This window comes from Pseudomonas sp. Pf153, assembly GCF_001269775.1.
Classification (GTDB): domain Bacteria; phylum Pseudomonadota; class Gammaproteobacteria; order Pseudomonadales; family Pseudomonadaceae; genus Aquipseudomonas; species Aquipseudomonas uvaldensis.
The window spans coordinates 682,661-709,652 of the sequence record NZ_LHVL01000025.1 but is presented as its reverse complement, the minus strand read 5'-3'; the positions used below and the strand labels follow the sequence as shown (position 1 = coordinate 709,652).

General features: G+C 61.0%; 28 protein-coding genes and 1 pseudogene. All 29 read right to left on the bottom strand.

The annotated features are described in order from the left end of the window. Positions 1-152: 152 nt before the first annotated feature. Entirely contained in the window at positions 153-548 is a 396-nt protein-coding gene (locus AD666_RS18370; RefSeq protein WP_053154987.1) for a DUF2802 domain-containing protein, read from the bottom strand. 1 nt (position 549) lies between these two features. Then, entirely contained in the window at positions 550-1,035 is a 486-nt protein-coding gene (locus AD666_RS18365) for a chemotaxis protein CheW (RefSeq protein ID WP_003183968.1), read from the bottom strand. Between the two features lie 72 nt (positions 1,036-1,107). Next, positions 1,108-1,980: a CheW domain-containing protein gene (locus AD666_RS18360; RefSeq protein WP_053155392.1), complete on the bottom strand. Its 873-nt coding sequence runs from the start codon at positions 1,978-1,980 to the stop codon at positions 1,108-1,110. A gap of 80 nt (positions 1,981-2,060) precedes the next feature. Then, a complete protein-coding gene (locus AD666_RS18355) occupies positions 2,061-2,852 on the bottom strand; it encodes a ParA family protein (protein WP_053154985.1) in 792 nt (263 codons plus the stop codon). Positions 2,853-2,901: 49 nt separating this feature from the next. Continuing rightward, positions 2,902-3,786, bottom strand: a complete 885-nt coding sequence (gene motD / locus AD666_RS18350; RefSeq protein WP_053154983.1) for a flagellar motor protein MotD — start codon at positions 3,784-3,786, stop codon at positions 2,902-2,904. Positions 3,787-3,801: 15 nt separating this feature from the next. After that, positions 3,802-4,542, bottom strand: a complete 741-nt coding sequence (locus AD666_RS18345) for a flagellar motor protein (protein WP_053154981.1) — start codon at positions 4,540-4,542, stop codon at positions 3,802-3,804. After that, on the bottom strand, positions 4,542-5,675 hold the full coding sequence (locus AD666_RS18340; protein WP_053154979.1) for a chemotaxis response regulator protein-glutamate methylesterase: 1,134 nt from the start codon (positions 5,673-5,675) through the stop codon (positions 4,542-4,544). The genes AD666_RS18345 and AD666_RS18340 overlap by 1 nt, the downstream gene beginning before the upstream one ends. 48 nt (positions 5,676-5,723) lie before the next feature. After that, positions 5,724-8,009 carry a chemotaxis protein CheA gene (locus AD666_RS18335; protein WP_053154976.1) on the bottom strand — a complete coding sequence of 762 codons (2,286 nt, stop codon included), beginning with the start codon at positions 8,007-8,009 and terminating at the stop codon, positions 5,724-5,726. Positions 8,010-8,039: 30 nt separating this feature from the next. Then, positions 8,040-8,828: a protein phosphatase CheZ gene (locus tag AD666_RS18330; protein ID WP_053154974.1), complete on the bottom strand. Its 789-nt coding sequence runs from the start codon at positions 8,826-8,828 to the stop codon at positions 8,040-8,042. Between the two features lie 18 nt (positions 8,829-8,846). Then, positions 8,847-9,218 carry a chemotaxis response regulator CheY gene (locus AD666_RS18325; protein WP_003183998.1) on the bottom strand — a complete coding sequence of 124 codons (372 nt, stop codon included), beginning with the start codon at positions 9,216-9,218 and terminating at the stop codon, positions 8,847-8,849. A gap of 163 nt (positions 9,219-9,381) precedes the next feature. Beyond that, positions 9,382-10,125: an RNA polymerase sigma factor FliA gene (gene fliA / locus AD666_RS18320; protein WP_053154972.1), complete on the bottom strand. Its 744-nt coding sequence runs from the start codon at positions 10,123-10,125 to the stop codon at positions 9,382-9,384. Then, positions 10,122-10,952 carry a flagellar synthesis regulator FleN gene (fleN, locus tag AD666_RS18315; RefSeq protein WP_003184001.1) on the bottom strand — a complete coding sequence of 277 codons (831 nt, stop codon included), beginning with the start codon at positions 10,950-10,952 and terminating at the stop codon, positions 10,122-10,124. The genes fliA and fleN overlap by 4 nt, the downstream gene beginning before the upstream one ends. A 116-nt stretch (positions 10,953-11,068) precedes the next feature. Then, complete coding sequence (gene flhF / locus AD666_RS18310) at positions 11,069-12,418, bottom strand: flagellar biosynthesis protein FlhF (RefSeq protein WP_053154970.1); 1,350 nt, start codon at positions 12,416-12,418, stop codon at positions 11,069-11,071. 11 nt (positions 12,419-12,429) lie between these two features. Then, positions 12,430-14,559, bottom strand: coding sequence for a flagellar biosynthesis protein FlhA (gene flhA / locus AD666_RS18305; RefSeq protein WP_053155391.1), 2,130 nt, complete (start codon positions 14,557-14,559; stop codon positions 12,430-12,432). Positions 14,560-14,682: 123 nt separating this feature from the next. Further along, entirely contained in the window at positions 14,683-15,819 is a 1,137-nt protein-coding gene (gene flhB, locus AD666_RS18300; RefSeq protein ID WP_053154967.1) for a flagellar biosynthesis protein FlhB, read from the bottom strand. A 3-nt stretch (positions 15,820-15,822) separates the two neighbouring features. Further along, positions 15,823-16,599, bottom strand: coding sequence for a flagellar biosynthetic protein FliR (gene fliR, locus AD666_RS18295; protein ID WP_371259605.1), 777 nt, complete (start codon positions 16,597-16,599; stop codon positions 15,823-15,825). Between the two features lie 10 nt (positions 16,600-16,609). Beyond that, positions 16,610-16,879 (bottom strand): flagellar biosynthesis protein FliQ, encoded by a 270-nt coding sequence (gene fliQ, locus AD666_RS18290; RefSeq protein WP_047226258.1) that lies wholly within the window; start codon positions 16,877-16,879, stop codon positions 16,610-16,612. 23 nt (positions 16,880-16,902) lie between these two features. Beyond that, entirely contained in the window at positions 16,903-17,652 is a 750-nt protein-coding gene (gene fliP, locus AD666_RS18285) for a flagellar type III secretion system pore protein FliP (protein WP_053154963.1), read from the bottom strand. After that, positions 17,652-18,065, bottom strand: coding sequence for a flagellar biosynthetic protein FliO (fliO, locus tag AD666_RS18280; protein WP_156315965.1), 414 nt, complete (start codon positions 18,063-18,065; stop codon positions 17,652-17,654). Before fliO ends, fliP begins: the two co-directional genes overlap by 1 nt. Before the next feature lie 27 nt (positions 18,066-18,092). Continuing rightward, positions 18,093-18,551 carry a flagellar motor switch protein FliN gene (gene fliN, locus AD666_RS18275; protein WP_053154959.1) on the bottom strand — a complete coding sequence of 153 codons (459 nt, stop codon included), beginning with the start codon at positions 18,549-18,551 and terminating at the stop codon, positions 18,093-18,095. Between the two features lie 64 nt (positions 18,552-18,615). Then, entirely contained in the window at positions 18,616-19,584 is a 969-nt protein-coding gene (gene fliM, locus AD666_RS18270; protein ID WP_053154957.1) for a flagellar motor switch protein FliM, read from the bottom strand. Between the two features lie 9 nt (positions 19,585-19,593). Then, the gene (gene fliL / locus AD666_RS18265) at positions 19,594-20,097 is read right to left on the bottom strand and encodes a flagellar basal body-associated protein FliL (protein ID WP_053154955.1); all 504 of its coding nucleotides are present in this window, start codon (positions 20,095-20,097) and stop codon (positions 19,594-19,596) included. 200 nt (positions 20,098-20,297) lie between these two features. Then, the gene (locus AD666_RS18260; protein WP_053154953.1) at positions 20,298-21,671 is read right to left on the bottom strand and encodes a flagellar hook-length control protein FliK; all 1,374 of its coding nucleotides are present in this window, start codon (positions 21,669-21,671) and stop codon (positions 20,298-20,300) included. A 97-nt stretch (positions 21,672-21,768) separates the two neighbouring features. Next, on the bottom strand, positions 21,769-22,113 hold the full coding sequence (locus AD666_RS18255; protein ID WP_042731736.1) for an Hpt domain-containing protein: 345 nt from the start codon (positions 22,111-22,113) through the stop codon (positions 21,769-21,771). Positions 22,114-22,144: 31 nt separating this feature from the next. Then, positions 22,145-23,851 carry a fused response regulator/phosphatase gene (locus AD666_RS18250; RefSeq protein ID WP_053154951.1) on the bottom strand — a complete coding sequence of 569 codons (1,707 nt, stop codon included), beginning with the start codon at positions 23,849-23,851 and terminating at the stop codon, positions 22,145-22,147. A 99-nt stretch (positions 23,852-23,950) separates the two neighbouring features. Then, positions 23,951-24,250, bottom strand: a pseudogene (locus tag AD666_RS18245) (STAS domain-containing protein); the annotation flags it as partial. A 102-nt stretch (positions 24,251-24,352) separates the two neighbouring features. Then, a complete protein-coding gene (gene fliJ, locus AD666_RS18240) occupies positions 24,353-24,802 on the bottom strand; it encodes a flagellar export protein FliJ (RefSeq protein WP_053154949.1) in 450 nt (149 codons plus the stop codon). A gap of 6 nt (positions 24,803-24,808) precedes the next feature. After that, positions 24,809-26,167: a flagellar protein export ATPase FliI gene (fliI, locus tag AD666_RS18235; protein WP_053154947.1), complete on the bottom strand. Its 1,359-nt coding sequence runs from the start codon at positions 26,165-26,167 to the stop codon at positions 24,809-24,811. Further along, positions 26,157-26,987: a flagellar assembly protein FliH gene (fliH, locus tag AD666_RS18230; RefSeq protein ID WP_053154945.1), complete on the bottom strand. Its 831-nt coding sequence runs from the start codon at positions 26,985-26,987 to the stop codon at positions 26,157-26,159. The genes fliI and fliH overlap by 11 nt, the downstream gene beginning before the upstream one ends. Positions 26,988-26,992 lie beyond the last annotated feature (5 nt).

Below are 26,992 nucleotides of genomic sequence, written 5' to 3'. Positions count from 1 at the left end.
CGATGCTGGTCAGTCAGGGATCAAACGGCGCTACAACACCCGTGGGAGCATAGCTTGCTCGCGATTGGGGCAGGTCAGTCGACAATTGTCTTGACTGGTCTACCGCTATCGCGAGCAAGCTGTGCTCCCACAGGTTCTGCGACTTGAGGCGCTCACCCGCCCCGGTGCAACTTACTCATCAACTCCGCCTCGGCCTGGGTCAAGCCGCAGGCCTGGGTCAGTTCGTCGACGCTGGCGCCCATGCCGACCAGGCGGGCGGCCTGGGCGAAGGACAGGCTGGAGGGGTCGCGCTGTTCCAGTTGGGCCAGTTTGTCCGGCAACGGCGCGAGCACGGCACGCAGCTCATGGATGGCTTCGCCCATGCGCACGGTGCCGTTCTGGTAATCGTCGACACGCTTGGCCAAGTCCTTGATGCGCTGGTCACGCAGCGCATCGCCCTGGGCCTGCTGTGCGGCGATCTGCCGCTGGCCGCGTATGTACGCTAAAAACATCGCCAGCGTGCCCGCCCAGAACAGGAACAGGACAATGACTGCTACCTCAAGGATCAAATCAGATACTCTCCAGTTCCGACCACTCTTCTTCGCTCATCATTTTTTCCAGCTCGACCAGGATCAGCAACTCGTTGTTCTTGTTGCAGACGCCCTGGATGAACTTGGCCGATTCTTCGTTACCGACGTTAGGCGCGGTTTCGATTTCCGACTGACGCAAGTAAACCACTTCGGCAACACTGTCGACCAGGATACCGACCACTTGCTTGTCGGCCTCGATGATCACGATACGGGTGTTGTCGTTGACTTCTGTGGAGCTCAGGCCGAAACGCTGACGGGTGTCGATCACGGTGACCACGTTACCACGCAGGTTGATGATACCCAGCACGTAGCTGGGCGCACCCGGCACCGGCGCGATCTCGGTGTAGCGCAGCACTTCCTGCACGCGCATCACGTTGATGCCGTAGGTTTCGTTATCGAGCTTGAAGGTGACCCATTGCAGGATCGGATCTTCGGAACCCTTGAGAGACGACGCCTTATCATTCATACCCTGACCCCTCGAAAAACCGCCTGTGGCGGTGTGTATTCTGCCCCGTGACGCTGCGCGTCGCCGGTTGTGTTATTTCGGTTTCTGGACCGGCTTGGTGCCGCCCAGGTGTTTTGCCCCGCCGCTGGCGATCAGCTCAGCCAACTCGGAAACGTCCAGCAAGGCGCACATGTGTTCGATCACCGTACCGGCCAGCCATGGCCGTTGCCCTCGATGGCTGCGCCACTTGATTTCGTTCGGGTCCAGGCGCAACGAGCGACTGACCTGATGCACCGCCAACCCCCACTCGTAACCCTGTACCGAAATCACGTACTGCAAGCCCTGGCGAAAATCGTCGCGATAACGATCCGGCATCACCCAGCGCGCGGTATCCAGTACCTTCAGGTTGCCGGCCTGGCTGGGCAGGATCCCGAGGAACCATTCCGGTTGGCCGAACAACGGCGTCAATTCCTGCCCGGCCAGGGAATAAATCGATCCCAGGCACACCAGCGGCACGGCCAGGGTCAACCCGGCCACATCGAACAACAGGCACTCGAACGCTTCGGCGGCCCAGGCCGGACGGTCGTCGCCCGGCACCGGTGGCGGCGGACTGCTCGGCGGCAGGTGGACTTCCACCACCGGCTTGACCAGGCCCTGCAACAACGGCGCAACGGTCGAGACCGGCGCCAGGATTGGCGCGGGTGCCTCCATCACTTTCACCGGCGGCTTGACGAACGGTGCTTCGACCGCCGCAGTCATGACCGACTGGCGTGCATCACGGGCCTGCTCCTCGAGCACGGCCGCTTGAAACTCATCCAACGCGCCTTCGGCTTCGACGGGTTCGGGCGTAGCCTCGACCACGCTCGGCTGCGGTGGCAGTTCTTCGGTCGCTTCCTGCAGAAGCCCGTCCAGGTAGGACTGCAAGGCCAATTGCGGACGCGAGGTTGTCTTGATCGGGCGGTTCATTGAAACAGTGCACCGCATATGGATGTTATCGGCATGATTGCCATGGGACTTGAGCCTGGGAAACATTTAGAGGCGTTCAATCAGGCCACCTGCTGTGGAACGAGCTGCTGAGCCAGCAGATGCTTGAGCAGTGCCCGGTAAGCCAGCACGCCACGGCTCTTGCCATCGAATTGCGAAGGAGTCAGGCCGGCACGGCTGGCATCGCGCAGGCGTGTGTCCACCGGGATATAGCCTTGCCAAATGTCATCGGGATACATGTCGCGCAATACCCGCAGGGTGCCCATGGAAGCCTGGGTGCGCCGGTCGAACAGGGTTGGCACGATGTTGAAGGCCAGCGATTGCTTGCGCGAGCGGTTGACCATCGCCAGGGTGTTGACCATCCGCTCCAGGCCTTTGACCGCGAGGTGTTCGGTCTGCACCGGGATCACCAACTGCTGGCTGGCCGCCAGGGCATTGACCATCAATAAGCCGAGCAGCGGCGGGCTGTCGATGATCGCGTAATCGAAATCCTGCCACAGCTGCGCCAGACTCTTGGCGATCACCAGGCCCAGGCCGCTCTGGCCAGGCGACTGGCGCTCCAGGGTGGCCAGGGCGGTGCTGGACGGCAACAGTGAAATCCGCTCGTCACTGGTGGACAACAACAATTGCCCCGGCAACCCTTCGGGCACGCTGCCCTTGTGCAGGAACAGGTCGTAGTTGCTGTGCTCGAGGCTGTCGGGATCGTAGCCGAAATAGCTGGTCATCGAGCCGTGGGGGTCCAGATCGACAATGACCACGCGCTTGCCCGCCTCCGCCAGCAATCCGGCTAAAGCGATGGAAGAGGTGGTTTTACCCACGCCCCCTTTTTGATTGGCAACTGCCCAGACTCTCATTCGGATCGTTCCTCCCGGCCGAAACTGGCTCGACCGAGAAATAGCTCGGTTATAAAGCGGGTGACGGAGAATTGACGGCGCTCTGTCTTCCCGGTGTCTTGACCGGAGCCGGTGCAGTTTGTGTGCCAGCCCGCTTCAATGCCGCGTCCGGCGTCGCGTGGGCCGTGCCGGTACCGGTCAGGCTGCGGCGCACATCAAGGTTGCGCGACACCACCAGTACCACGCGACGGTTCTTGGCCCGCCCTTCGACGGTGGCGTTGTTGGCCACCGGCTGGAACTCGCCATACCCCACCGATGCCAGGCGACCCGGGTTGACGCCCTGCATGGCGAGCATGCGCACGATGCTGGCCGAACGAGCCGAAGACAATTCCCAGTTGGTCGGGTACTGCGCGGTGCGGATCGGCTGGTCGTCGGTGAAGCCTTCCACATGAATCGGGTTGTCGAACGGCTTCAGGATCGCCGCCACTTTATCGATGATATTGAACGCCATGTCGCTGGGCATCGCATCGCCGCTGCCAAACAACAGGCTGGAGTTGAGCTCGATCTCTACCCATAGCTCATTGCCGCGCACGGTCATCTGGTTGGAGCTGATCAAGTCGCCGAACGCAGCGCTGATATCATCGGCGATGCTTTTCAGCGGATCGCTGCCACCAGCGATTCCGGCATCGACCTGCTCGGCGTCCCTGACCAGCGGCTTGGCCGGCGTCGTGGTCTTGGGTCGTTCCTCCCCGATGGGAATGGGCTTGAGGGCACGGTCCGAGTCGGTAAAGACCCCTATCAACGCTTCGGAAATAACCTTGTATTTGCCCTCGTTCACCGACGAGATCGAGTACATGACCACGAAAAAGGCGAACAGCAACGTGATGAAATCGGCGTAGGAAACCAGCCAGCGTTCATGGTTGACGTGTTCTTCATGATGTCTGCGGCGCGCCATGGTCCATTACTCCCATCAATCCATGAAGCCCTGAAGCTTCAACTCAATGGAACGCGGGTTCTCACCCTCGGCGATGGACAGGATGCCTTCCAGCAACATCTCGCGATAACGCGACTGGCGTAATGCGATGGACTTGAGCTTGGCGGCAATCGGCAACAGCACCAGGTTCGCACTCGCCACGCCATAGATGGTGGCGACGAAGGCCACCGCAATGCCGCTGCCCAGCTGCGATGGATCGGCCAGGTTGCCCATCACATGGATCAGGCCCATGACCGCACCGATGATGCCAATGGTCGGTGCGTAACCGCCCATGCTTTCGAACACCTTCGCCGCTTCGATGTCGCGACTCTCCTGGGTGTAGAAATCCACTTCCAGAATGCTGCGGATGGCTTCCGGTTCGGCGCCATCCACCAGCAATTGCAGGCCTTTGCGCGAATAGGCGTCCGGCTCCGCATCGGCGACCCCTTCCAGGCCGAGCAGGCCCTCCTTGCGAGCGGTCAAGCTCCAATTCACGACGCGATCGATACCACCGGCCAAGTCCACCCGTGGCGGGAAAAGGATCCAGACCAGAACCTGTATGGCGCGCTTGAAAGCGCTCATGGGCGATTGCAACAAAGCCGCACCGATGGTGCCGCCGAGCACGATCAATGCTGCGGGGCCGTTGGCCAGCGCGCCCAGATGGCCGCCTTCCAGATAATTGCCACCAATGATGGCGACGAACGCCATGATGATGCCGATCAGGCTGAGTACGTCCATTACACGCACGCCTCGACCAGGTGCTTGCCAATATCGTCCAGCCCGTATACCCCATCGGCCAGGTCCGCTTTGACGATCGCCATCGGCATGCCATAAATCACACAGCTGGCTTCGTCCTGGGCCCATATCGTACTGCCGCCCTGCTTGAGCAGGCGCGCGCCTTCGCGACCATCGGCGCCCATGCCGGTGAGCACCACCGCCAGAACTTTGTCGCCGTAGGATTTCGCAGCGGAACCGAAGGTGATGTCCACGCAAGGTTTGTAGTTCAAGCGCTCATCGCCAGGCAGGATTTTCACTGCGCCACGGCCATCGATCATCATCTGTTTGCCACCCGGCGCCAGCAGGGCCAGGCCAGGACGCAGGATATCGCCGTCCTCGGCTTCCTTGACACTGATGCGACAGAGCTTGTCCAGGCGTTCGGCGAACGCCTTGGTGAACGCGGCAGGCATGTGCTGAATCAATACGATGGGTGCCGGGAAGTTGGCCGGCAACTGGGTCAGAACCCGTTGCAACGCCACCGGGCCGCCGGTGGACGTACCGATGGCGACCAGCTTGTAGGCCTTTCGCTTGGGCGCGGGCGACGAAGCCGTGGCCGTGGCTGGCGCAGAACGGGCCGGCACGGGGGCCGGTACACTGCGTGAGGGCGAAGGACTGAAGCTGCTCGATGGCGCCGGGGCAGGCGCCGGGGCAGCCACAGGCGCCGAGGCCGGTGGGCTATAGGCGCTGACACGCCGGTTGCTGCGGGAAATGCTGTGGACCTTCTCGCAGAGCAACTGCCGGACCTTGTCGGGGTTGCGCGAGATGTCCTCGAAATTCTTCGGCAGGAAATCCACCGCACCGGCGTCCAGCGCATCGAGGGTCACCCGAGCGCCTTCGTGGGTCAGTGAGGAAAACATCAATACCGGAGTCGGGCAGCGCTGCATGATATGCCGCACGGCCGTGATGCCGTCCATCATGGGCATCTCATAGTCCATGGTGATCACGTCCGGCTTGAGGGCCAGGGCCTGATCGATCGCCTCTTTGCCGTTGGTCGCGGTGCCGACGACCTGAATACTCGTATCCGCTGAAAGAATTTCCGAGACGCGGCGGCGGAAGAACCCCGAATCGTCCACCACCAGGACTTTAACTACCATAAACACTCCGTTAGACGAGGCGCGGCCCTGGGCCACGCCCCTCCAGAATCAAATACGCCGTGTGGCGTAACGCTTGAGCATGCTTGGCACATCGAGGATGAGCGCAATGCGACCGTCGCCGGTGATGGTGGCGCCGGACATGCCTGGGGTCCCCTGGAGCATCTTGCCCAACGGCTTGATGACCACTTCTTCCTGGCCTACGAGCTGGTCGACGACAAAGCCGATCCGCTGGGTGCCCACCGAAAGGATCACCACATGGCCCTCGCCCTGTTCTTCATGGGCGGCGGAACTGACCAACCAGCGTTTGAGGTAGAACAGCGGCAACGCCTTGTCCCGCACGATCACCACTTCCTGGCCGTCCACCACGTTGGTTTTCGACAAGTCGAGGTGGAAAATCTCGTTGACGTTGACCAGCGGGAAGGCGAATGCCTGGTTGCCCAGCATCACCATCAGGGTCGGCATGATCGCCAGGGTCAGCGGGACCTTGATCAGAATCTTCGAGCCCGAACCCTTGACCGACTGGATGTTGATCGAACCGTTGAGCTGGGAAATCTTGGTTTTCACCACGTCCATGCCTACACCGCGGCCCGACACGTCGGAAATCTCGGTTTTGGTCGAGAACCCCGGAGCGAAGATCAGGTTGTAGCACTCGGTGTCGCTCAGGCGGTCGGCGGCATCCTTGTCCATCACGCCGCGCTTCACGGCGATGGCGCGCAGTATTTCAGGGTCCATGCCCTTGCCGTCGTCGGAGATCGACAGAAGGATGTGGTCACCCTCCTGCTCGGCCGCCAGGATCACCTTGCCGCTACGGACCTTGCCCGCGGCTTCGCGCTCTTCCGGCGACTCGATACCGTGGTCGACCGCGTTGCGCACCAAGTGGACCAGCGGGTCGGCCAAGGCCTCGACGAGGTTCTTGTCGAGGTCGGTTTCTTCACCCACCAGTTCCAGGTTGATTTCTTTCTTGAGCTGGCGAGCCAAGTCACGTACCAGGCGCGGGAAGCGCCCGAACACCTTCTTGATCGGTTGCATCCGGGTCTTCATGACCGCGGTCTGCAGATCGGCCGTGACCACGTCGAGGTTCGACACGGCCTTGGACATGGCTTCGTCCTGGCTGTTGAGGCCAAGGCGCACCAGACGGTTACGCACCAACACCAGTTCGCCAACCATGTTCATGATCTCGTCCAGGCGCGCGGTATCGACCCGCACGGTGGTTTCGGCTTCACTGGCAGGTTTTTCCGGCGGTGGCGCGGCGGCAGCGCGGGCTGGCGCCGGGGCGGCAGCGGCAGCGGCAGCGGCAGCGGCAGCGGCAGGCTTGGGTGTCTCGGCCTTCGGTTCCGGCGCCTTGGCGGCGGGTTTTGGCGCAGCCTTGGCGGCCGGTGCAGCCGTAGTCGCGGCAGTTGCAGGCGCAGCGGAAGCCGTACCGACTTCGCTGAATTTGCCCTTGCCGTGCAGCTCGTCAAGCAGCGATTCGAATTCCTGATCGGTGATCAGGTCACTGCCGGCCGCTGCAGCCGAAGGCTTGTCCGCGGTCGGCGCAGATGCGATAGCCGACTCCAGTGCATCAACGGCAAACGTGCCCTTGCCATGCAATTGGTCGAGCAGCGCTTCGAATTCATCGTCGGTGATATCGGAATTGTCACCTGTTGCATTCGGAGCGGCAGGCGCCGCTGCCGGGGCTACGGCGTCGGGCGCGAACTGACCTTTGCCGTGAAGCTGGTCGAGCAGCGACTCGAACTCGGCGTCGGTGATTTCATCGCTGGCCGTGCCCTCGGCAGCCGGGGCAACAGGTGCTGCCGGGGCCTGGGCTTCGGCTTTCACCGCGCTCAGGGAGTCCAGCAGTTGTTCAAATTCGTTATCGGTAATATCGCCCGACGCTTCGGCAACCGGCTCTTCGACAGCGGGTTCTTCAACCACGGCTTCGACCGGAGCGGCTTCGTCAGCCGATTGCGGCTCGGCCAGGCGCGACAGCGCGGCGAGCAACTCAGGCGTGGCGGGGGTAATGGGCGAGCGCTCGCGCACCTGGCTGAACATGCTGTTGACCGCATCCAGCGCTTCAAGCACCACGTCCATCAACTCCGAGTCAACGCGACGCTCCCCCTTGCGCAGGATGTCGAACACGTTCTCGGCAATGTGACAGCACTCCACCAGCTCGTTGAGCTGGAGGAAGCCGGCGCCTCCTTTTACAGTGTGGAAACCGCGAAAAATTGCATTGAGCAGATCCGCATCATCGGGACGGCTTTCCAGCTCGACCAATTGTTCGGACAGTTGCTCTAGAATCTCGCCGGCCTCAACCAGGAAATCCTGAAGGATCTCTTCATCGGCGCCGAAGCTCATCAAGGGGTGCTCCTAAAACAGGGCTAAAACTCAGAATCCAAGGCTGGACAGCAAATCGTCCACATCGTCCTGACCGGACACAACGTCTTCTCTTTTATCGGCATGAATCTGCGGACCTTCACCCTGAGAGAGATGTTTTTGTGGATCTTTTTCAGCGAGCATCGCCGCACGGTCATGTTCGATGCCCGCAAAGCGGTCCACCTGACTGGCCATGAGCACGAGTTTGAGCAGATTGCTTTCGACTTCGGTGACCAGTTGGGTCACGCGCTTGATCACCTGACCGGTCAGGTCCTGATAGTCCTGGGCCAGCAAGATGTCATTGAGGTTGTTCGCCACGGCGCGGTTTTCGGTGCTGCTGCGCGTCAGAAAACCGTCGACGCGACGGGCCAGCTCGCGAAACTCTTCCGCTCCGACTTCACGCCGCATGAACCGGCCCCAATCGGTGCTCAAGGCCTGGGCTTCGTCGCTCAGGCCGTTGACCAGGGGCGTTGCGCTTTCCACCAGGTCCATGGTGCGGTTGGCCGCGGCCTCGGTCAGCTTGACCACATAGGACAGACGCTCGGTCGCATCAGTGATCTGCGAGACTTCCTCGGCCTGCGGCGTGTTCGGGTCGATCTGGAAATTGACGATCGCGCTGTGCAGTTCACGGGTGAGCTTGCCGACTTCCTGATACAGACCACGATCTCGGGTCTGATTGAGCTCGTGGATCATCTGGACTGCATCGCCGAAGCGGCCTTTTTCAAGGTTCTCGACCAGTTCGTGGGCATGTTTTTTCAGGGTCGATTCGAAATCGCCCATTGAAGATTCGTTATGCTCCATAGCTCCCCCGTGGCGCCATTAACCGATGCGTTCGAAGATTTTTTCGATCTTCTCTTTCAACGCCTGGGCCGTGAAGGGTTTGACCACATAGCCGTTCACACCGGCCTGGGCCGCTTCGATGATCTGCTCGCGCTTGGCTTCGGCGGTGACCATCAGCACGGGAAGGTGCTTGAGTTTTTCATCGGCGCGCACGTGACGCAGCAAGTCGATACCGGTCATGCCGGGCATGTTCCAGTCTGTTACCAGAAAGTCGATACTCCCGCTGTTGAGGACCGGGATGGCAGTGGTGCCATCGTCCGCCTCGACCGTGTTGGTGAACCCAAGGTCACGCAACAGGTTTTTTATGATCCGCCGCATCGTTGAAAAATCGTCAACGATGAGGATTTTCATGTTCTTGTCCAATTCGACCTCCAAGCAGTCTTAAACGTGTCCAGCACCTGAACGCGCCATTTCAATCAATCCGGCACAACACTCGACAACGGTCCGGAACACACCGTACGGCGACTGACGCGGCTTGCCTCGCCAACCTCGCCCAATGCGTTCCTGCCGCCTGTCAGCGCGCTCGCCACTCCCCCAAACGCCCCCGTAAACGGGCCGCGCACTGGCTGTGTAACTGGCTGACCCGCGATTCGCTGACTCCCAGGACTTCACCGATTTCCTTGAGGTTCAGCTCCTCGTCGTAGTACAGCGCCAAGACCAGTCGCTCGCGCTCCGGCAAATTGGCAATCGCATCCGCCAACGCACTCTGGAAGCGTTCATCTTCCAGGTCACGCGACGGTTCCATGTAGGTACTTGGGCCATCCTCATGCAGCCCTTCGTGTTCGCCGTCCTGCAACAGGTCGTCGAAACTGAACAGGCGGCTGCCCAGGGTATCGTTCAAAATCCCGTAATAATCGTCGAGACTCAACTGGAGTTCGGCCGCAACCTCGTGATCTTTAGCGTCACGCCCGGTTTTAGATTCAATGGCGCGAATCGCGTCACTGACCATGCGGGTATTGCGGTGGACCGAACGCGGTGCCCAATCGCCCTTGCGGACCTCATCGAGCATCGCCCCACGGATACGGATACCCGCGTAGGTCTCGAAACTGGCGCCCTTGCTAGCGTCGTATTTGTTCGCCACTTCGAGCAGGCCGATCATGCCGGCCTGGATCAGATCCTCGACCTGGACACTGGCTGGCAGACGCGCCAGCAAGTGATAGGCAATACGCTTGACCAGGGGCGCGTAACGCTCCACCAGCTCGTATTGGGCGTCCCGTGCCGATTTCTTGTAGAGATGGTTGTAACCGCTGGCTGTCATAACACGGGCCCTGCTGTTTGTTGCACAAGACGCTCGACGAAAAATTCCAGATGCCCGCGTGGGTTTGCCGGTAGCGGCCAGGTATCGACCTTCTGGGCGATTGCCTTGAACGCCAGCGCGCATTTGGAACGTGGAAAGGCTTCATAGACGGCACGTTGCTTCTGGACGGCCTTGCGTACGCTTTCGTCGTAAGGCACGGCGCCCACGTATTGCAGCGCAACATCCAGGAAGCGATCCGTGACCTTGGTCAACTTGGCGAACAGGTTGCGTCCCTCCTGGGGGCTCTGGGCCATGTTGGCCAGGACGCGGAAGCGGTTCATGCCGTAGTCGCGGTTCAGCAGCTTGATCAGGGCATAGGCGTCGGTGATGGACGTCGGCTCGTCGCAGACCACCAGCAACACCTCCTGGGCTGCGCGCACAAAGCTGACGACCGAGTCACCGATGCCGGCCGCGGTATCGATCACCAGCACATCGAGGTTGTCACCGATGTCGCTGAACGCCTGGATCAGGCCCGCGTGCTGCGCCGGAGTCAGATGAACCATGCTCTGGGTGCCAGAGGCGGCCGGCACGATGCGAATCCCGCCAGGGCCTTGCAGCAGCACGTCACGCAGCTCGCAACGACCTTCGATGACGTCCGCCAGGGTGCGCTTGGGTGTGAGCCCCAGCAGCACGTCGACGTTCGCCAGGCCCAGGTCGGCGTCCAGCAGCATGACCCGTCGGCCAAGCTCTGCCAGAGCCAGGGACAAGTTCACTGACACGTTAGTCTTGCCGACGCCACCTTTGCCGCCGGTCACCGCGATCACCTGTACGGGATGCATGCTGCCCATGTTCGTTCTTTACCTTGTCTTACTTAGACGGAGGCCACATTACTGGCTGCGCGTTCACATTGAACATTGCATGGCAGACCATCGATGTAGGTACAAAAAAAATATTCATGATTACCTCAGCCAACCTGCTTGGTCGGGCTGTGGTAGATATCAGCGAACATGTCAGCCATGGCTTCTTCGCTGGGTTCGTCCTGCATTTGCACACTCACTGCACGGCTGACCAGTTGATGGCGACGCGGCAGATGCAAATCATCCGGGATCCGCGGCCCATCGGTCAGGTACGCCACCGGCAGATCGTGACCGATCGCCAGGCTCAATACCTCGCCCAGGCTTGCCGTTTCGTCCAGCTTGGTCAGGATGCAACCGGCCAGACCACAGCGCTTGTAGCTGTGATAAGCGGCCGTTAGAACCTGTTTCTGGCTGGTGGTTGCCAACACGAGATAATTTTTTGACCGTATACCGCGACCGGCCAGGCTTTCAAGCTGCATACGCAGGGCCGGATCGCTGGCTTGCAGGCCGGCGGTATCGATCAGCACGACGCGCTTGCGCAGCAGGGGTTCCAGCGCCTGGGCCAGGGATTGGCCCGGGTCCACGTGGGTCACCGACACATTGAGAATCCGACCCAGGGTCTTGAGCTGTTCCTGGGCGCCGATGCGGAAACTGTCCATGCTGACCAGGGCAATGCTCTGGGCACCGTACTTGAGTACATAACGGGCGGCGAGCTTGGCCAGGGTGGTGGTCTTGCCCATGCCGGCCGGGCCGACCATCGCAATCACCCCGCCCTCTTCCAGCGGCTCGACTTCCGGCGTGGCGATCATCCGTGCCAGGTGCGCCAGCAGCATGCGCCAGGCCTGGCGAGGCTCCTCGATGTCATTGATCAGCGCCAGCAGGTCGCGAGCCAACGGGCCGGACAGGCCGATGCGTTGCAGGCGACGCCACAGGTTGGCCTGGGCCGGACGGCTACCTTGCAACTGATTCCAGGCCAGGGAGCCGAGCTGGACTTCCATCAACTCGCGCAGGCTGTTGAGTTCGAAGCGCATCGAGTCCAGGGCCCGCGGATCGAGACCGGGGGCTGGCGCGGCCGGTGCCGGAGCCGGACGACGCGGCTCGGCCGGGGTCGGCTCGATCAGTGGCTCGGCAGCGGTCAAGGGCAGGCCGGCGGTCAACGGCTGGCCGGCGAACAATTGACGATTGGTACCCGCCGCGGCCTCGCCTTCGCTGCTGCGCAGGCTCAGTTCAGCCTGGGCGCTGGCGATGCGCGACTGGGTCTTGCGCAGCTCATCCTCGAGTTCCATGTTCGGAACCCGCGGGGCCAGCGCAGACAGTTTGTAGTCCAGGGCCGCCGTCAGCTCGACACCGCCGGCGATCCGGCGGTTGCCGATGATGGCTGCTTCGGCGCCCAGCTCGTCACGAACCAGTTTCATGGCCTGACGCATATCGGCGGCGAAAAAACGCTTCACTTGCATAAACCACTACCTCAGCCGTTGGGCCCTACTGTCGCAACAATGGTCACTTGCTTGTTGTCCGGTATTTCCTGATACGCCAGCACATGCAGCCCCGGAACTGCGAGGCGGCCGAAGCGCGAGAGCATCGCGCGGATCGGACCTGCCACCAGCAGGATCACCGGTTGGCCTTGCATCTCTTGCCGCTGGGCTGCCTCGATCAACGAACGTTGCAGCTTCTCGGCCATGCTTGGCTCCAGCAGAACACCCTCTTCCGAGCCTTGTCCTGCCTTCTGAAGACTATTGAGCAATATCTGTTCCAACCTTGGTTCCAGAGTGATCACAGGCAGCTCGGACTCAGTGCCTACAATGCTTTGGACGATTGCACGGGATACGCCGACCCGCACCGCAGCCACCAGGGCGGCGGTATCTTGACTCTTGGAAGCGTTGTTGGCGATCGCTTCGGCGATACTGCGGATGTCGCGCACCGGCACCTGTTCGGCCAGCAGCGCTTGCAGGACCTTGAGCAGTTGCGACAACGAAACCACACCTGGCACCAGCTCTTCGGCCAGTTTGGGCGAGCCTTTGGCCAGTACCTGCAACAATTGCTGGACTTCTTCGTGGCCAATCAGCTCGCTGGAGTGCTTGTACAGAATTTGATTCAAATGGGTTGCAACCACGGTACTGGCGTCCACCACGGTGTAACCGAGGGACTGGGCCTGGGCCCGTTGACTGATTTCGATCCACACCGCTTCCAGGCCGAAAGCCGGATCCTTGGCGGTGATGCCGTTGAGCGAACCATAGACCTGACCCGGGTTGATCGCCAGTTCGCGATCCGGGTAGATCTCGGCCTCGGCCAGGATGACCCCCATCAGCGTCAGCCGATAGGCGCTCGGCGCCAGGTCGAGGTTGTCGCGGATGTGCACGGTGGGCATCAGGAAGCCCAGGTCCTGGGACAACTTCTTGCGCACGCCCTTGATCCGCGCCAGCAACTGGCCGCCCTGGTTACGGTCGACCAATGGGATCAGGCGATAGCCGACTTCCAGGCCGATCATGTCGATGGGCGTCACGTCGTCCCAGCCCAGCTCCTTGGTTTCCATGGCGCGCGCTGGCGACGGCAACAGCTCCTGCTGACGCTTGACCTCTTGCAGGGCCTGCTCCTTCTGCACGTTCTGCTTCTTCCAGAACAGGTAGGCACCGCCTGCCGCCACGGCCGCCATGCTCAGGAAGGAGATGTGCGGCATGCCCGGCACCAGCCCCATCACCGCCATCAGACCCGCGGCCACGGCCAGAGCCTTGGGCGATGCGAACATCTGCCGGCCGATCTGCTTGCCCATGTCTTCGGAGCCCGAGGCACGGGTGACCATGATCGCGGCGGCTGTGGATAACAACAGTGATGGCAATTGCGCCACCAAACCGTCACCGATGGTCAGCAACGCGTAGACCTTGCCGGCGTCGCCGAAGGTCATGCCATGCTGGAAAATACCGACAGCCATGCCGCCGATAAGGTTGATGAACAGGATCAGCAGACCGGCGATGGCATCACCGCGCACGAATTTGCTGGCACCGTCCATGGAACCGTAGAACTCGGCTTCCTGGGCCACTTCCAAGCGACGCGCCTTGGCCTGACCCTGATCGATCAGACCGGCGTTGAGGTCGGCGTCGATTGCCATCTGCTTGCCGGGCATCGCATCGAGGGTAAAGCGCGCGCTCACCTCGGAAATCCGTCCGGCACCCTTGGTCACCACCACGAAGTTAATGATCATCAGGATGGCGAAGACCACGATACCGACCACGTAGTTACCGCCGATCACCACCTCACCGAAGGCCTGAATCACCTTACCGGCGGCGGCGTGACCTTCCTGGCCATGGAGCATGACCACGCGGGTGGACGCCACGTTCAGCGCCAGGCGCAACAACGTTGCCACCAGCAGGATGGTGGGGAACACCGCGAAATCCAGCGGACGCAGGGCGTACACGCAGACCAGCAGGACCACGATCGACAAAGCGATGTTGAACGTGAAGAACACGTCCAGCAGGAACGGTGGTACCGGCAGCATCATCATGGCCAGCATGACCATGAGCAACAGCGGCACGCCCAGATTGCCCCTGCTGAGGTCTACGACGTTGCTGCGCGCGGTGCTGAGTAGCTGAGAGCGATCCACCAATATTCCCCGTTCCGTGAAGCAAACTTTTGACGCCCGGAGCGGGCTCGGAGGGGGTATTGCAAGAAGCCTTCCAACTTTTGCCAAAGGCCAGAACAGGGGCCTGAAAGCCAACCCGGTGAATCAAGAGTCGCGGCGCAGGTCCGGCGGAATCGGCAAGTCCTTGAGCGGTTCGGGTCGCTTGCCCTTGCCGGCGCGGTGCTGACGGATCTGGTACACGTAGGCCAACACCTGAGCCACCGCCAGGTACAAGCCGCCAGGGATTTCCTGGTCGAGTTCGGTGGAGTAATAGATCGACCGCGCCAGCGCCGGGGATTCGAGCAGCATCACTTCGTTGGCAACGGCGATTTCACGGATCTTCAACGCCAGGAAGTCGCTACCCTTGGCGAGCAACACCGGGGCGTTGCCTTTGTCGGGGTCGTACTTGAGCGCCACGGCGTAGTGGGTCGGGTTGGTGATGACCACATCGGCCTGCGGGATCGCCGCCATCATCCGCCGCTGGGACACTTCGTGTTGCAACTGACGAATCCGCTGTTTGACCTCGGGCTTGCCCTCCTGCTCCTTGTGTTCGTCACGAACTTCCTGCTTGGTCATCATCAGCTTCTGCTTGCTCTGATAGAGCTGGATCGGCACGTCGATCGCTGCGATCAGAATCAAACCACAGGCCATCCACAAGGTACTCCAGCCCACCAGTTGCACACTGTGGATGATGGCCTGCTCCAACGGTTCATGGGCGATGCGCAGCAGATCGTCGATGTCGGCTTGCAACACTGTCAGGGCCACGAACAGGATCAGCAGGAACTTGCCAAGTGCCTTGAGTAACTCCATCAGCGCCGTGGTGGAGAACATCCGCTTGAGACCCGAGAGCGGATTCATCCGACTGAACTTGGGCGCCAGGCTTCCGCTCGCGAACAACCACCCTCCCAGGGAAATCGGACCGATGATGGCAGCCAGCAGAAGGAAAATCAGGATCGGCTGCATCGCCAGGATAGCGATCTTGCCCGAATGCAGCAGGTATTGGGTCATGGCCCCCGGCGTGAGCAACACCTCACGGGGCAAAGAGAAGTTCAGGCGCATGATCTCCAGCAGGTCCAGGGCCAATCCTCCCCCATAAATCAGCAGTCCACCGGCACCGGCCAGTGTCACCGCCAGGGTGTTGAGCTCCTTGGAGCGCGCAATCTCCCCCTTCTCCCGGGATTCGCGCTTGCGCTTGTCCGTGGGGTCTTCTGTCTTGTCCTGACCGCTCTCGCTTTCCGCCATGGTTCAGCGCGCCTGTGCCATGTCACGCAGCAACTGCAAGGCCTGGGTGGCCAGCGGCTGATACTGATTGAGGATATCTCCCAGGCTGATCCAGAAAATCACCATGCCAAGGACGAGAGTCAGTGGAAAACCGATGGAGAAAATGTTCAGTTGCGGCGCGGCGCGGGTCATGACCCCGAATGCGATATTGACGATCAGCAATGCTGTGATTGCAGGCAAGACCAGAACCATGGCAGCTCCCAGCACCCAACCGAGCTTGCCGGCGACATCCCAGAAATGGTTGACCAGCATCGCACTGCCCACCGGCAAGGTCGTGAAGCTTTCGGTCAATACCTCGAACACCACCAGATGACCGTTCATGGCCAGGAACAGCAGCGTAACCAGCATGGTCAGGAACTGCCCGATCACCGCCGTGTTGACCCCGTTGGTGGGGTCGATCATGGAGGCGAAAGCCATGCCCATCTGGATCGAGATGATCTGCCCGGCCACCACGAACGCCTGGAAAAACAATTGCAGCGAAAAACCCAACAACACACCGATGAGGATCTGCTCGGCCACCAGCATCAGCGCACTGAGGTCCAGGGCGTTGACCGGCGGCATCGGCGGCAGGCCGGGCACGATGACCACTGTGATAGCCAAGGCAAAATAAAGGCGCACGCGCGTGGGTACCAGAGTCGTGCCGAAGACCGGCATGCTCATCAATACGGCCGTCACGCGAAACAGCGGCAGGATGAAGGACGCCACCCACGTACTGATCTGGGTGTCCGTCAACGCTAGCATCGACATCGGGTCAACCGATCAACTGGGGAATACTGCCGTACAACTGCAGGATGTATTCCATGAAGGTTTGCACCAGCCATGGACCGGCGACGATCAGCGTCACCAGCATGACCAGCAGACGTGGCAGGAAGCTGAGGGTCTGTTCGTTGATCTGGGTTGCGGCCTGGAACATCGCCACCAGCAGGCCCACCAACAAACTGGGAATCACCAGCACGGCCACCATCATGGTCGTCAGCCAGAGAGCCTCGCGGAACAGGTCTACCGCTACTTCAGGCGTCATATCTTGCTACCTGCACGAATGGTCTAAACACCGCCGAAACTGCCTGCCAGCGTACCGATGATCAAGGCCCAGCCATCCACCAGCACAAACAGCATGATCTTGAACGGCAGGGAAATGATCAGCGGCGACAGCATCATCATACCCATCGCCATCAGCACACTGGCGACCACCAGGTCGATAATCAGGAACGGGATGAAAATCATGAAGCCAATCTGGAACGCGGTTTTCAGCTCGGACGTCACGAAGGCCGGCACCAGGATGGTCAGCGGCGCCTGGTCGGCGCTGGGGATATCCGTACGCTTGGACAGGCGCATGAACAGTTCCAGGTCGCTGCTGCGGGTCTGGGCCAGCATGAAGTCCTTGACCGGCACCTCAGCCTTGGCCACGGCTTCCTGGGCGGTGATTTTCTCTGCCAGGTAAGGTTGCAGCGCATCCTGGTTCACCCGATCGAACACCGGAGCCATGATGAACATGGTCAGGAACAGCGCCATGCCGGTAAGGATCTGGTTCGACGGCGTCTGCTGCAGGCCAAGGGCCTGGCGCAGGATCGAAAAGACAATGATGATCCGGGTGAAACTGGTCATCAGCATGACGAACGCAGGGATGAAACTCAGCGCCGTCATGATCAGCAGGATTTGCAGGCTGACCGAGTATTCCTGGGCTCCTTCGGCGTTGGTGCCGAGGGTGATCGCCGGGATCGACAACGGATCGGCGGCAAACGCCAACGGTGCGGCCAGCATCAAGGCCAGCGCCAACAGAATGCGCAACGGCATTACTTTCTATCCTTCTGGTCTTTACCCAGCAGTTCCATGAGGCGCTGGGCAAATTCGGGAGCAGCCTGTTCGGAAGTGGGCACCTGCACCGGCTCCTTGAGCACGTGCAACGCGGTGATGGTGCCGGGACTCATGCCCAGCAGGATCTGTTCATTGCCAACCTGCACCAGCACCAGACGATCACGCGGCCCCAGCGCGCGGGAGCCGACGATGTCGATGACCTGCCCCTTGCCGGCCGGCCCCGCCTGCTGAACGCGACGCAGCAGCCAGGCCAGGAAAAAGATCAACCCCAGCACCAACAGCAGGCCGAGCACCAATTGCGCCAGCTGCCCGGCCATGCCACTGCCGGTCGCCGCTGCGCTTGCCGTTGCAGTCGCCGCAGGCTCGGCGGCCAACACGCTGAACGGCAGCATGAGGGCTGTTGCGATAACCCCTTTCACTCAGCGCAGCTTCTTGATGCGTTCGCTCGGGCTGATCACGTCCGTCAGGCGGATGCCGAACTTCTCGTTGACCACCACCACCTCGCCATGGGCGATCAGGGTGCCGTTGACCAGCACGTCCAGCGGTTCGCCGGCCAGGCGGTCCAGCTCGATCACCGACCCCTGGTTGAGCTGCAGCAGGTTGCGGATATTGATGTCGGTGCTGCCCACTTCCATGGATATCGACACCGGGATGTCGAGAATCACGTCCAGGTTCGGTCCATCCAGCGTCACCGGCTCATGACTCTTGGGCACGCTGCCAAACTCTTCCATCGGCAGACGGTTGGACGCATGGGCGCCGGTGTCGGCGGCCAGCAAGGCGTCGATGTCGGCCTGCCCGGCTTCACCGGCTTCTTCCAGGGCCGCAGCCCATTCATCGGCCAGCGCCTGGTCGTCCTGGTTGTTCATATCGTTAGCCATCATTTGTCCTCGGCGGGCAAAAATCAGTAAAAAACCTAAATTCGATTACAGCGTTCGACACCACTCAACGGCGTTCGATCGGCTCGATTACCTGCAACGCCAGGTTGCCTTTGTGAGAGCCCATCTTGACCTTGAAGGCCGGCACGCCGTTGGCGCGCATGATCATGTCTTCGGGCATTTCGACGGGAATGATGTCCCCTGGCTGCATGTGCAGGATGTCCCGCAGGCGCAGTTGACGCCGGGCAACCGTCGCCCCGATCGGCACATCCACGTCCAGGACGTCCTGGCGCAGGGCATTGATCCAGCGCTCGTCCTGATCGTCGAGGTCCGACTGGAAACCGGCGTCGAGCATTTCGCGCACCGGCTCGATCATCGAATAAGGCATGGTCACGTGCAGATCACCGCCTCCTCCGTCGAGCTCGATGTGGAAAGTCGATACCACAATGGCTTCGCTCGGGCCAACGATGTTGGCCATGGCCGGGTTCACCTCCGAGTTGATGTACTCGAAGTTCACTTCCATGATCGCCTGCCAGGCTTCCTTCAGGTCAACGAAGGCCTGCTCCAGCACCATGCGCACCACCCGCAATTCGGTGGGAGTGAATTCACGCCCTTCGATCTTGGCGTGCCGACCGTCGCCGCCAAAGAAGTTGTCCACCAGCTTGAACACCAGCTTGGCGTCCAGAATGAACAACGCGGTACCGCGCAGCGGCTTGATCTTCACGAGGTTCAAGCTGGTGGGCACATACAGCGAATGCACGTACTCACCGAACTTCATCACCTGCACGCCACCGACGGCCACGTCGGCCGAACGGCGCAGCATGTTGAACATGCTGATGCGGGTGTATCGGGCAAAACGCTCGTTGATCATCTCCAGGGTCGGCATGCGTCCACGAACGATGCGGTCCTGGCTGGTCAGGTCATAGCTTTTGACGCTGCCCGGTTCAGTAGCGGTTTCGGTCTGCACCAGGCCGTCGTCGACACCATGCAACAGCGCGTCGATTTCGTCCTGGGACAAAAGGTCCTGCACGGCCATGTCGTGTTCCTACTGCAATACGAAGTTAGTGAAAAGCAGTTGTTCGATCACCACTTTGCCCAGCTCTTTCTGAGCCACTTCCTGAACGCTGGCCGTGGCTTTCTGACGGAGCATTTCCTGGCCGACCGGAGTCGCCAGGGTGTCGAAATTCTGTCCGGAAAACAGCATCACCAGGTTATTGCGGATCAGCGGCATGTGCACACGCAGCGCTTCGAGGTCGGCCTGGTTGCGGCCCAACAAGGTAATGCTGACCTGCATGTAGCGCTGGCGACCATTCTGGGTGTAGTTGGCCACGAACGCAGGCGCCATGGGCTCGAAAATAGCCGGCTGCTTGCCGACCGGAGCCGCTTCGGCCACGGGCGCTGGCTTGCTTTGAGCGTTGTGCATGAAATACCACGTCGCCCCCACGGAAACACCGATCGCCAGCAGCAAGCCCACCACGATCAGAATGATCATCTTGAGTTTGCCTTTGGTCGCGGGGTCTTTTACAGCTGCTGCTTCGCTCTTCGCCATGCCAATAATCCGTCACTAATCGGGGGGTTTACGGTTGCATGGGAAGGCAGGAGCAAGTGTTATGCCAGAAGCAATTTGCAAAACTCAAAACAACTGTGGGAGCGGGCTTGCTCGCGAAGGCGGAGTGTCAGTCGACGTCATCGATACTGATATACCGCTTTCGCGAGCAAGCCCGCTCCCACAGGGTCTGTGGCGCCTGATCAGGCGTAGTAATCCACCGCGCTGGTGCCGATGACGCTGGTGGTGTTGGCTGCGGCATCGGCCACGTTGGCCGGCAGGCTTTCATCGGCCGAATCCAGACGCGAACCGCTTGAGGTGATGCGTCCGGCCTGGGCCTGCTGCTGTGCCTGTTGGTCCTGGTTCTGGGAGCCACGGGACTGATCGGAAACGTTGACATCGACCTGCCCCATGCCCTGTTGGGCGAAACTGTCCCGCAAGCGGTGCATCTGGCCTTCGAGGGCCTCGCGAACGCCGGAATGGGCGCTCATGAAGGTCACCTGGGTCTGCTGGTCCGGAACCATGTTCACCCGGATATCCAGTCGCCCGAGTTCGGCCGGCTGCAATTGGATGTCCGCCGCCTTGAGATTGGCGCTGGAGAGGTACATGACCCGGTTGACGATTTCTTCAGTCCAACCGCTCTGGTTCATGGCGATGGGCTGGTTGACCGGTACCGCATTGGCCGTCTTGGGTGTAGCGGCCTGGGTCAGTGCCGCCAGACGGTTGGCGAAATCATCCACCCGGGTATCGCTGGATGCAGCGCCCAAATCCTTCAGACCTTCGCTGATGAGGCCGCTAAAGGCTTTGTCGCCGCCCTGACTACCCGGGCCGGTGCTGTCCTGGTCGGCCTGGACGCTGAGCATATTGGCCATGCCGGCGGCAAATGCCTGGGCCGACGTGGACGTCTGTTCAGCTTCGAGCGGCGCCGTAGCGGCCGCCTTTGGCTGGCTGGCAGCGGAAACATGGCCGCTCTGCTCCATCGCCAGGCGCAGCACTGGCAGGGCATCGAGGGGATCAGCCTGTGGATCGAACTCCGGATCCACCACTGGCGTCTCGGCCTTGGCCGGCGTGATCAGGGGAACAACCGGCGATGCCACCGCAGTAGCCACTTGAGATGCAGAGGAAGCGTCCACCGGCGCGGGGGCAACCTCCACGGTCACGACCGGTGCGACGGTCTCCGGCAACAAGGCAGGATCGAGCGTCGGATCGGCAGGCTGAGCCTCGGCCACAGGCGCTTGGGCGGTATCGTCGCGGTCTTCGCTGGCGCCCTGATCGTCAGCCGTAGCCGGCTTGTCGGCGGGCAAAGGTTTGCCGCTATCGGCAACGGTCGGTTCTGGCGCGGCAGCCGTTTCGCTGTCGACCTCCTTCTTGACGGGGTTGTCGGGGCTCTTATCACGCACCGGCTTGATCGAAGGGTCCGAGACCGACGGTGATTTGACAGGCGTCTGCTTGGCGAAGACCTGCGCGAAGCTGGAGGCTCTATTCCCTGGCTCCGGGGCCGCTGCCGGTGAATTGACGGCGGTCTGGGGCTTGGCCTGGGTAGCGGCCTGCAGCAGTGTGTTGGGCGTAACGGGCATAAAAGTCTCCGCTGCACTGAAATCATAGGTACAGTCGGGACAAGTCACTGCAAGGGTTGGGCCAACTCAGGCAAACATGGAATTGCGCGCACGACTCTCAGCAGTGGAAACCTTCGCGCTCTTCCCTGCAAAGGTTGCGCACATGAGCAAATTCACTGTCGATTTCGCTGACCAGTTTCTCGATGCCACCCAGCGAAGGCTGTTTGGCGCGCTGCTCCAGCTCACCGCACAGCTCGGCCAGGCGGATGGCGCCCATGTTGCTGCTGCTGCCCTTGAAGCTATGGGCCGTGGCACTCAGTTTCTCGGCGTCGCGGGCCTCGTGCAGCACCCGAAGGCGAGCCTCGGAATCGTTGAGGAAGGTATCGAGCAATTCCAGATACCCTTCCTCCATGACTTCCTTCAATGTGCTGAGCACATCGCGGTCCAGATGTATCTCACTCACTTGTTCACTCCTTGATCAAGAATGGCCTGGATTATGCCAGAGCCTCCCAGAAAAACTCCACGCGTACATTACGACCATCGTCTGACCAGACGGCCTGATGGCTCAACTGGCGTACCAGGCTCACGCCTCGCCCGGACAGCCTGTCGCAGTCCTGCGGGCGCGCCAGCACATGGGCGACATCGAAGCCCCCACCACTGTCTTCGACCTCAATCACCAAGCGCCCCCCCTCACCATGGGGGGTAACGTGCAAATGCACCCTGATATGACCGTCACTCAACGCCTCCAGGCGTGAGTTGCGCTCCGTATAGTAGCGCGCAAAACCCGACGCATCACGCTTGATACCCGAGTCGAGTCCCAGCACCCCATGCTCAAGGGCGTTGGAATACAGCTCCGAGAGAACGCTGTAGAGGGCTCCACTCTGAGCCCTGAGCCCATGAACCTCCTGCAACAGCTGCAGCAAGTACGGCATCGGATTGAACCGCCTGAGCGTCTGCGCCCGGAATTCGAAGCTCACCGACCAGTCCAGGGGGCTGGACTGGCCGCTATCGGAATAGACCGGTGGCGGCGGGTTGAGTTGCGTCGGCGCAACCATCCGCACCTCCACCATGCTGAAGTCATCGCGAGCCTCGCCACGGAACTCGCGCAGCGACTGCTGGATTTCTTCAAAAAGGCAGTCCGGCTCGCGATTGGCAGCGAATACCGCCTGTAGCCGTTCCACACCGAACAGTTCTTCCTCTTCATTACTGGTATCGATCACACCATCCGACAACAGGAATACCCGATCCCCCACCGCCATGGGATGCACTTCGGTACGGTCGTCGAACAGTTGTGGCGTCAGTACGCCCAACGGCAAATGGCGCGCTGGCAGGGGCTTGCGCGCGCCGCTGAGACTGTCATGCAGGTAGCCGTCGGGCATGCCACCGTTCCAGATTTCCACGGTGCAACGCTGAAAGCTCAGGCACAACAGCGTCGCGCAGCAAAACATGTCGACCGGCAGGATGCGCTTGAGCTTGGCATTCATCTCCCGCAGGATCTGCGCCAGGCCGTAGCCCTTGGCGGTCATGCCGTAGAAGACCTCCGCCAAGGGCATGGCGCCGACCGCCGCCGGCAAGCCGTGCCCGGTAAAATCCCCCAACAGGACGTGCATGTCTCCGGCCGGATTGAAGGCGGCCAGGAGCAAATCGCCGTTGAACAGGGCATAGGGCGATTGCAGGTATCGGATATTCGGCGCGCTCAGGCAGCCGGAATGGGCGATCTTGTCGAACACGGCCTTGGCGACCCGTTGTTCGTTGAGCAGGTAATCATGGTGTCGAGCGATCTGGTCGCGCTGTTCGACAACCGTGGCCTGCAACCGGCGCAAGCGGTCCATGGCCTTGATCTTGGCCGCCAGAATCACCTGGTTATAGGGTTTGGCCAGGAAATCGTCGCCACCGGCCTCCAGGCAACGAGCCAAGGCTTCACTTTCGGTCAAGGACGTGAGAAAGATGATGGGGACCAGCTGTTCGCCGGCCAGGTGCTTGATCTTCTGTGCCGCTTCGAATCCGTCCATGACGGGCATCATGGCATCCATCAATACCATGTGAGGACGTTGCTGCCGGTATACCTCCACCGCCTCGGCGCCATCGGCGGCAGTCAGCACATGATGACCCTGGCGACGGACAATGGTCGACAACAGCAGCCGATCAGCGGCACTGTCCTCGGCAATCAGGACCGTCAGGGGCTCGGTATCGGACAACATGGCTGCCGGTCAAGCTTTGCCTGCATGAAGCTTGTCCCGATGGGCGTGGTCGTGCTGCGCTGCGTCTTTAGGATCCGACCTGTCCTCTTTCGGGCCGTCGATGTCGAACAGCTTGTCGAAATTGGAAATCGCAAGAATCTTGCGCACATCCGCACTGCAGTTGGAGACGCTCACATTGGCGTCTTCCCCTCCGGCGTAATCCCGAAGCAGGAGCAACATGCCCAAGGCGGAGCTATCAAGATAAGTGGTGTCTTTCAGATCCACGACGTAAATTTCGGGCTTTTGGGAAAACTTTTCGTAAGATTCACGAAATTCCTGATGCCGCCCGAAATCGAAACGACCCTTGATCGAAATCGTCAGTTTCTTCCCATCGCCGGAGACTTCTGTAACGACTGACATAGTAGGCTTCCCTGTCATGGACATACGTGTACAAGGTGTAGCACCTGGTAGAGGTCTGAGCAAGGTTTTGGATCGCCCGTTCCTCTAAATTCGGTGCCGCGATCAGAATGGATCCTGGCGCGGCAGGCGCTGGGACAGTTCATCCAGCAATTTTTGCTCGCGCTTGTCCTCCAACTGCCGCGCCTCATCGATATAGCGCTGCACCAGCTTGCGCAGCCCTTCGACCCGGGCGAAGGCCTCTTGCCAGCTCTGGCGAGCCTTCTCCAGATTGTTCTGGTGCCAGACCAGGCTCTGGCGCTGCTGGTCGATGGCCGTCCCCAGTTGCGCGAGAAACCCCTGATAGCCCAATAACCACTGGCCGGAAACGCCGTGGCTGCCACGGGCGATCCATTGTTCCTGATATTCGAGGCGAAAATTCTCGAGGTCCGCCAGTTTGCTTTCGGCGACGGCCACCTGGCCCTGAAAATACGCCAAACGTTGAACGGCAGTTTTCTCGGCCTTTTCCGCCATATCCACCACAGGCGCCAGACGCGCCGCACGACTCGTGGCCATGATCGGTTATCCGCCGGATACCGGGGCGAAGATGGTCTGCAGGTGCGCTTCGCTGGCTCCCATGCCAATGTTGTCGTTCAGGCTCTGGCGCAGGTAAACCGCCATGGCCGGATAAAGATTGATGGCAGTGTCCGTCTCGCGGTCGCCACCCGGCACGTAGGCCCCCACACTGATCAGATCGCGGCTCTGCTGGTAACGCGACCAGTATTGCTTGAACTGTTGCGCACGCTTCAGGTGTTCGGCGCTGATGACGGACGGCATGACCCGGCTGATGGACGCCTCGATATCGATGGCCGGGTAATGCCCCTCCTCCGCCAGGCGCCGGGACAGCACGATGTGCCCGTCGAGCACACCCCGCGCCGAGTCGGCAATGGGATCCTGCTGGTCGTCCCCTTCGGAAAGGACGGTATAGAACGCGGTGATCGAACCGCCGCCCTTTTCGGCGTTACCGGCACGCTCCACCAGCTTGGGCAATTTGGCGAACACCGAAGGTGGATAACCCTTGGTGGCCGGGGGCTCGCCGATGGCCAGGGCGATTTCCCGCTGGGCCTGGGCGAAACGGGTCAGCGAGTCCATCAGCAACAGGACATTCTTGCCCTTGTCGCGGAAATATTCGGCAATACGGGTGCAATACATGGCGGCCCGCAACCGCATCAACGGCGCATCGTCCGCCGGCGAAGCCACCACGACGGAACGCTTGAGGCCCTCCTCGCCGAGGATGTGCTCAATGAATTCCTTTACCTCACGACCCCGCTCGCCGATTAACCCGACCACGATGATGTCGGCTTCGGTGAAGCGGGTCATCATGCCCAACAGCACACTCTTGCCCACGCCGGTACCGGCGAACAGACCCAGACGCTGACCGCGCCCCACCGTCAACAAACCGTTGATGCAACGAATGCCCACGTCCAGCGGAACGCTGATGGGATCACGCTTGAGCGGGTTGATGGTCGGGCCGTCCATCGGCACCCAGTCCTCGGCCTTCATGCCGCCCTTGCCATCCAGGGCACGACCGGCCCCATCCAGCACTCGGCCGAGCATGCTCATGCCCATGGGCAGTCGGCCCGTATCGGCCAAAGGCACCACGCGCGCACCGGGGGCGATCCCGGCCACACTGCCCACCGGCATCAAAAAGACTTTGCTGCCGGAGAAGCCCATGACTTCGGCTTCGACCTGTACGGGATGATAAGTGTCGTCGTTGATGACCAGGCAGCGGCTGCCCATGGCGGCGCGCAGGCCTTCGGCTTCGAGGGTCAGGCCGACCATGCGCAGCAGGCGCCCTTCCAGGATGGGCTGGCCGGCCAGTTCGGTGGCCTCGGCATAGCTGCCCAGGCGCTTGCCGAAGCTGGTTCGTTCAAGACGCATCGCGACCATCCGGTTCAGCTGCGATCAATTCAGCGGCGTCCGGGCTGACGCCAGCGGTGACCTTGGGTTCATCCGGCAATTGCAGGCTCAGGTCCGGAGCGGCCGGATGCAGGGCCTGCTCGTGAAGCTGGTCGAACAACTTGGCCATGATCTGCGCAATGCGGGTTTCGATGGTCGCGTCAATGCGGCTGTGTTCGGTTTCCACCCGGCAACCGCCCGGCAGCATGGACTCGTCTTCGACGATGCGCCAGGTTTCCTCATGACGTTCGCGCAAGGCCTTGACCAACGCAAAATCCTGGGGATTGATGTAGAGCCGCACATTGTCCACGCCCAGTGGCAAGAGCTTGAGGGCTTCGCGCATGACGTGTTCGATCTGGCTCGAATCGATGGCCAGTTCGCGCTGGATCACCTGCCGGGCGATGTGCTGCACCAACCCCACCAGGGATTTTTCGATCTGCGTATCCTGCTCGGCGATGGGCTCGAACAGGTTGTGCATCAACGCCTCCATCGTCTGAAGCTTGGCCGCCAGTGCAATGTCGGCTTCCTGGCGGACCTTGATCGAGGTGCTGTGGAAGCCTTCCTTTTCACCGATGGCGAAGCCTTCGTTGTAGGCTTCCTGACGAATGCTTTCGACTTCCTCCAAGGTCAGCGGCTGGACTTCCTCCAGTGGCACTTCCTCGATTTCCGGCAACTCCTCCACCGGCTCGGGTTCAGGCTCCGGCACATGGGGGTCGAAGCTGGGCAGCGACCAGACGTCGAAACCGCCGACGTCCCGGGCGCGGATCAGGTCGCTGGGTGCTTCATCACTCTTGGCAGACATAACGA

Bases quoted from the DNA above. Each gene is read 5' to 3' on its own strand.
- fliJ (WP_053154949.1), bottom strand. From the start codon at position 24,802: ATGGCCACGAGTCGTGCGGCGCGTCTGGCGCCTGTGGTGGATATGGCG.
- AD666_RS18365 (WP_003183968.1), bottom strand. From the start codon at position 1,035: ATGAATGATAAGGCGTCGTCTCTCAAGGGTTCCGAAGATCCGATCCTG.
- fliL (WP_053154955.1), bottom strand. From the start codon at position 20,097: ATGGCGAAGAGCGAAGCAGCAGCTGTAAAAGACCCCGCGACCAAAGGC.
- fliO (WP_156315965.1), bottom strand. From the start codon at position 18,065: ATGCTGCCGTTCAGCGTGTTGGCCGCCGAGCCTGCGGCGACTGCAACG.
- fleN (WP_003184001.1), bottom strand. From the start codon at position 10,952: ATGGGCAGCATGCATCCCGTACAGGTGATCGCGGTGACCGGCGGCAAA.
- fliA (WP_053154972.1), bottom strand. From the start codon at position 10,125: ATGACAGCCAGCGGTTACAACCATCTCTACAAGAAATCGGCACGGGAC.
- AD666_RS18345 (WP_053154981.1), bottom strand. From the start codon at position 4,542: ATGGACGTACTCAGCCTGATCGGCATCATCATGGCGTTCGTCGCCATC.
- AD666_RS18250 (WP_053154951.1), bottom strand. From the start codon at position 23,851: ATGTTGTCCGATACCGAGCCCCTGACGGTCCTGATTGCCGAGGACAGT.
- fliN (WP_053154959.1), bottom strand. From the start codon at position 18,551: ATGGCTAACGATATGAACAACCAGGACGACCAGGCGCTGGCCGATGAA.
- AD666_RS18340 (WP_053154979.1), bottom strand. From the start codon at position 5,675: ATGGTAGTTAAAGTCCTGGTGGTGGACGATTCGGGGTTCTTCCGCCGC.
- fliI (WP_053154947.1), bottom strand. From the start codon at position 26,167: ATGCGTCTTGAACGAACCAGCTTCGGCAAGCGCCTGGGCAGCTATGCC.
- AD666_RS18360 (WP_053155392.1), bottom strand. From the start codon at position 1,980: ATGAACCGCCCGATCAAGACAACCTCGCGTCCGCAATTGGCCTTGCAG.
- fliR (WP_371259605.1), bottom strand. From the start codon at position 16,599: ATGCTAGCGTTGACGGACACCCAGATCAGTACGTGGGTGGCGTCCTTC.
- fliP (WP_053154963.1), bottom strand. From the start codon at position 17,652: ATGCCGTTGCGCATTCTGTTGGCGCTGGCCTTGATGCTGGCCGCACCG.
- AD666_RS18330 (WP_053154974.1), bottom strand. From the start codon at position 8,828: ATGGAGCATAACGAATCTTCAATGGGCGATTTCGAATCGACCCTGAAA.
- fliH (WP_053154945.1), bottom strand. From the start codon at position 26,987: ATGTCTGCCAAGAGTGATGAAGCACCCAGCGACCTGATCCGCGCCCGG.
- AD666_RS18355 (WP_053154985.1), bottom strand. From the start codon at position 2,852: ATGAGAGTCTGGGCAGTTGCCAATCAAAAAGGGGGCGTGGGTAAAACC.
- fliM (WP_053154957.1), bottom strand. From the start codon at position 19,584: ATGGCCGTGCAGGACCTTTTGTCCCAGGACGAAATCGACGCGCTGTTG.
- motD (WP_053154983.1), bottom strand. From the start codon at position 3,786: ATGGCGCGCCGCAGACATCATGAAGAACACGTCAACCATGAACGCTGG.
- AD666_RS18325 (WP_003183998.1), bottom strand. From the start codon at position 9,218: ATGAAAATCCTCATCGTTGACGATTTTTCAACGATGCGGCGGATCATA.
- fliQ (WP_047226258.1), bottom strand. From the start codon at position 16,879: ATGACGCCTGAAGTAGCGGTAGACCTGTTCCGCGAGGCTCTCTGGCTG.
- flhB (WP_053154967.1), bottom strand. From the start codon at position 15,819: ATGGCGGAAAGCGAGAGCGGTCAGGACAAGACAGAAGACCCCACGGAC.
- AD666_RS18260 (WP_053154953.1), bottom strand. From the start codon at position 21,671: ATGCCCGTTACGCCCAACACACTGCTGCAGGCCGCTACCCAGGCCAAG.
- AD666_RS18335 (WP_053154976.1), bottom strand. From the start codon at position 8,009: ATGAGCTTCGGCGCCGATGAAGAGATCCTTCAGGATTTCCTGGTTGAG.
- flhF (WP_053154970.1), bottom strand. From the start codon at position 12,418: ATGCAAGTGAAGCGTTTTTTCGCCGCCGATATGCGTCAGGCCATGAAA.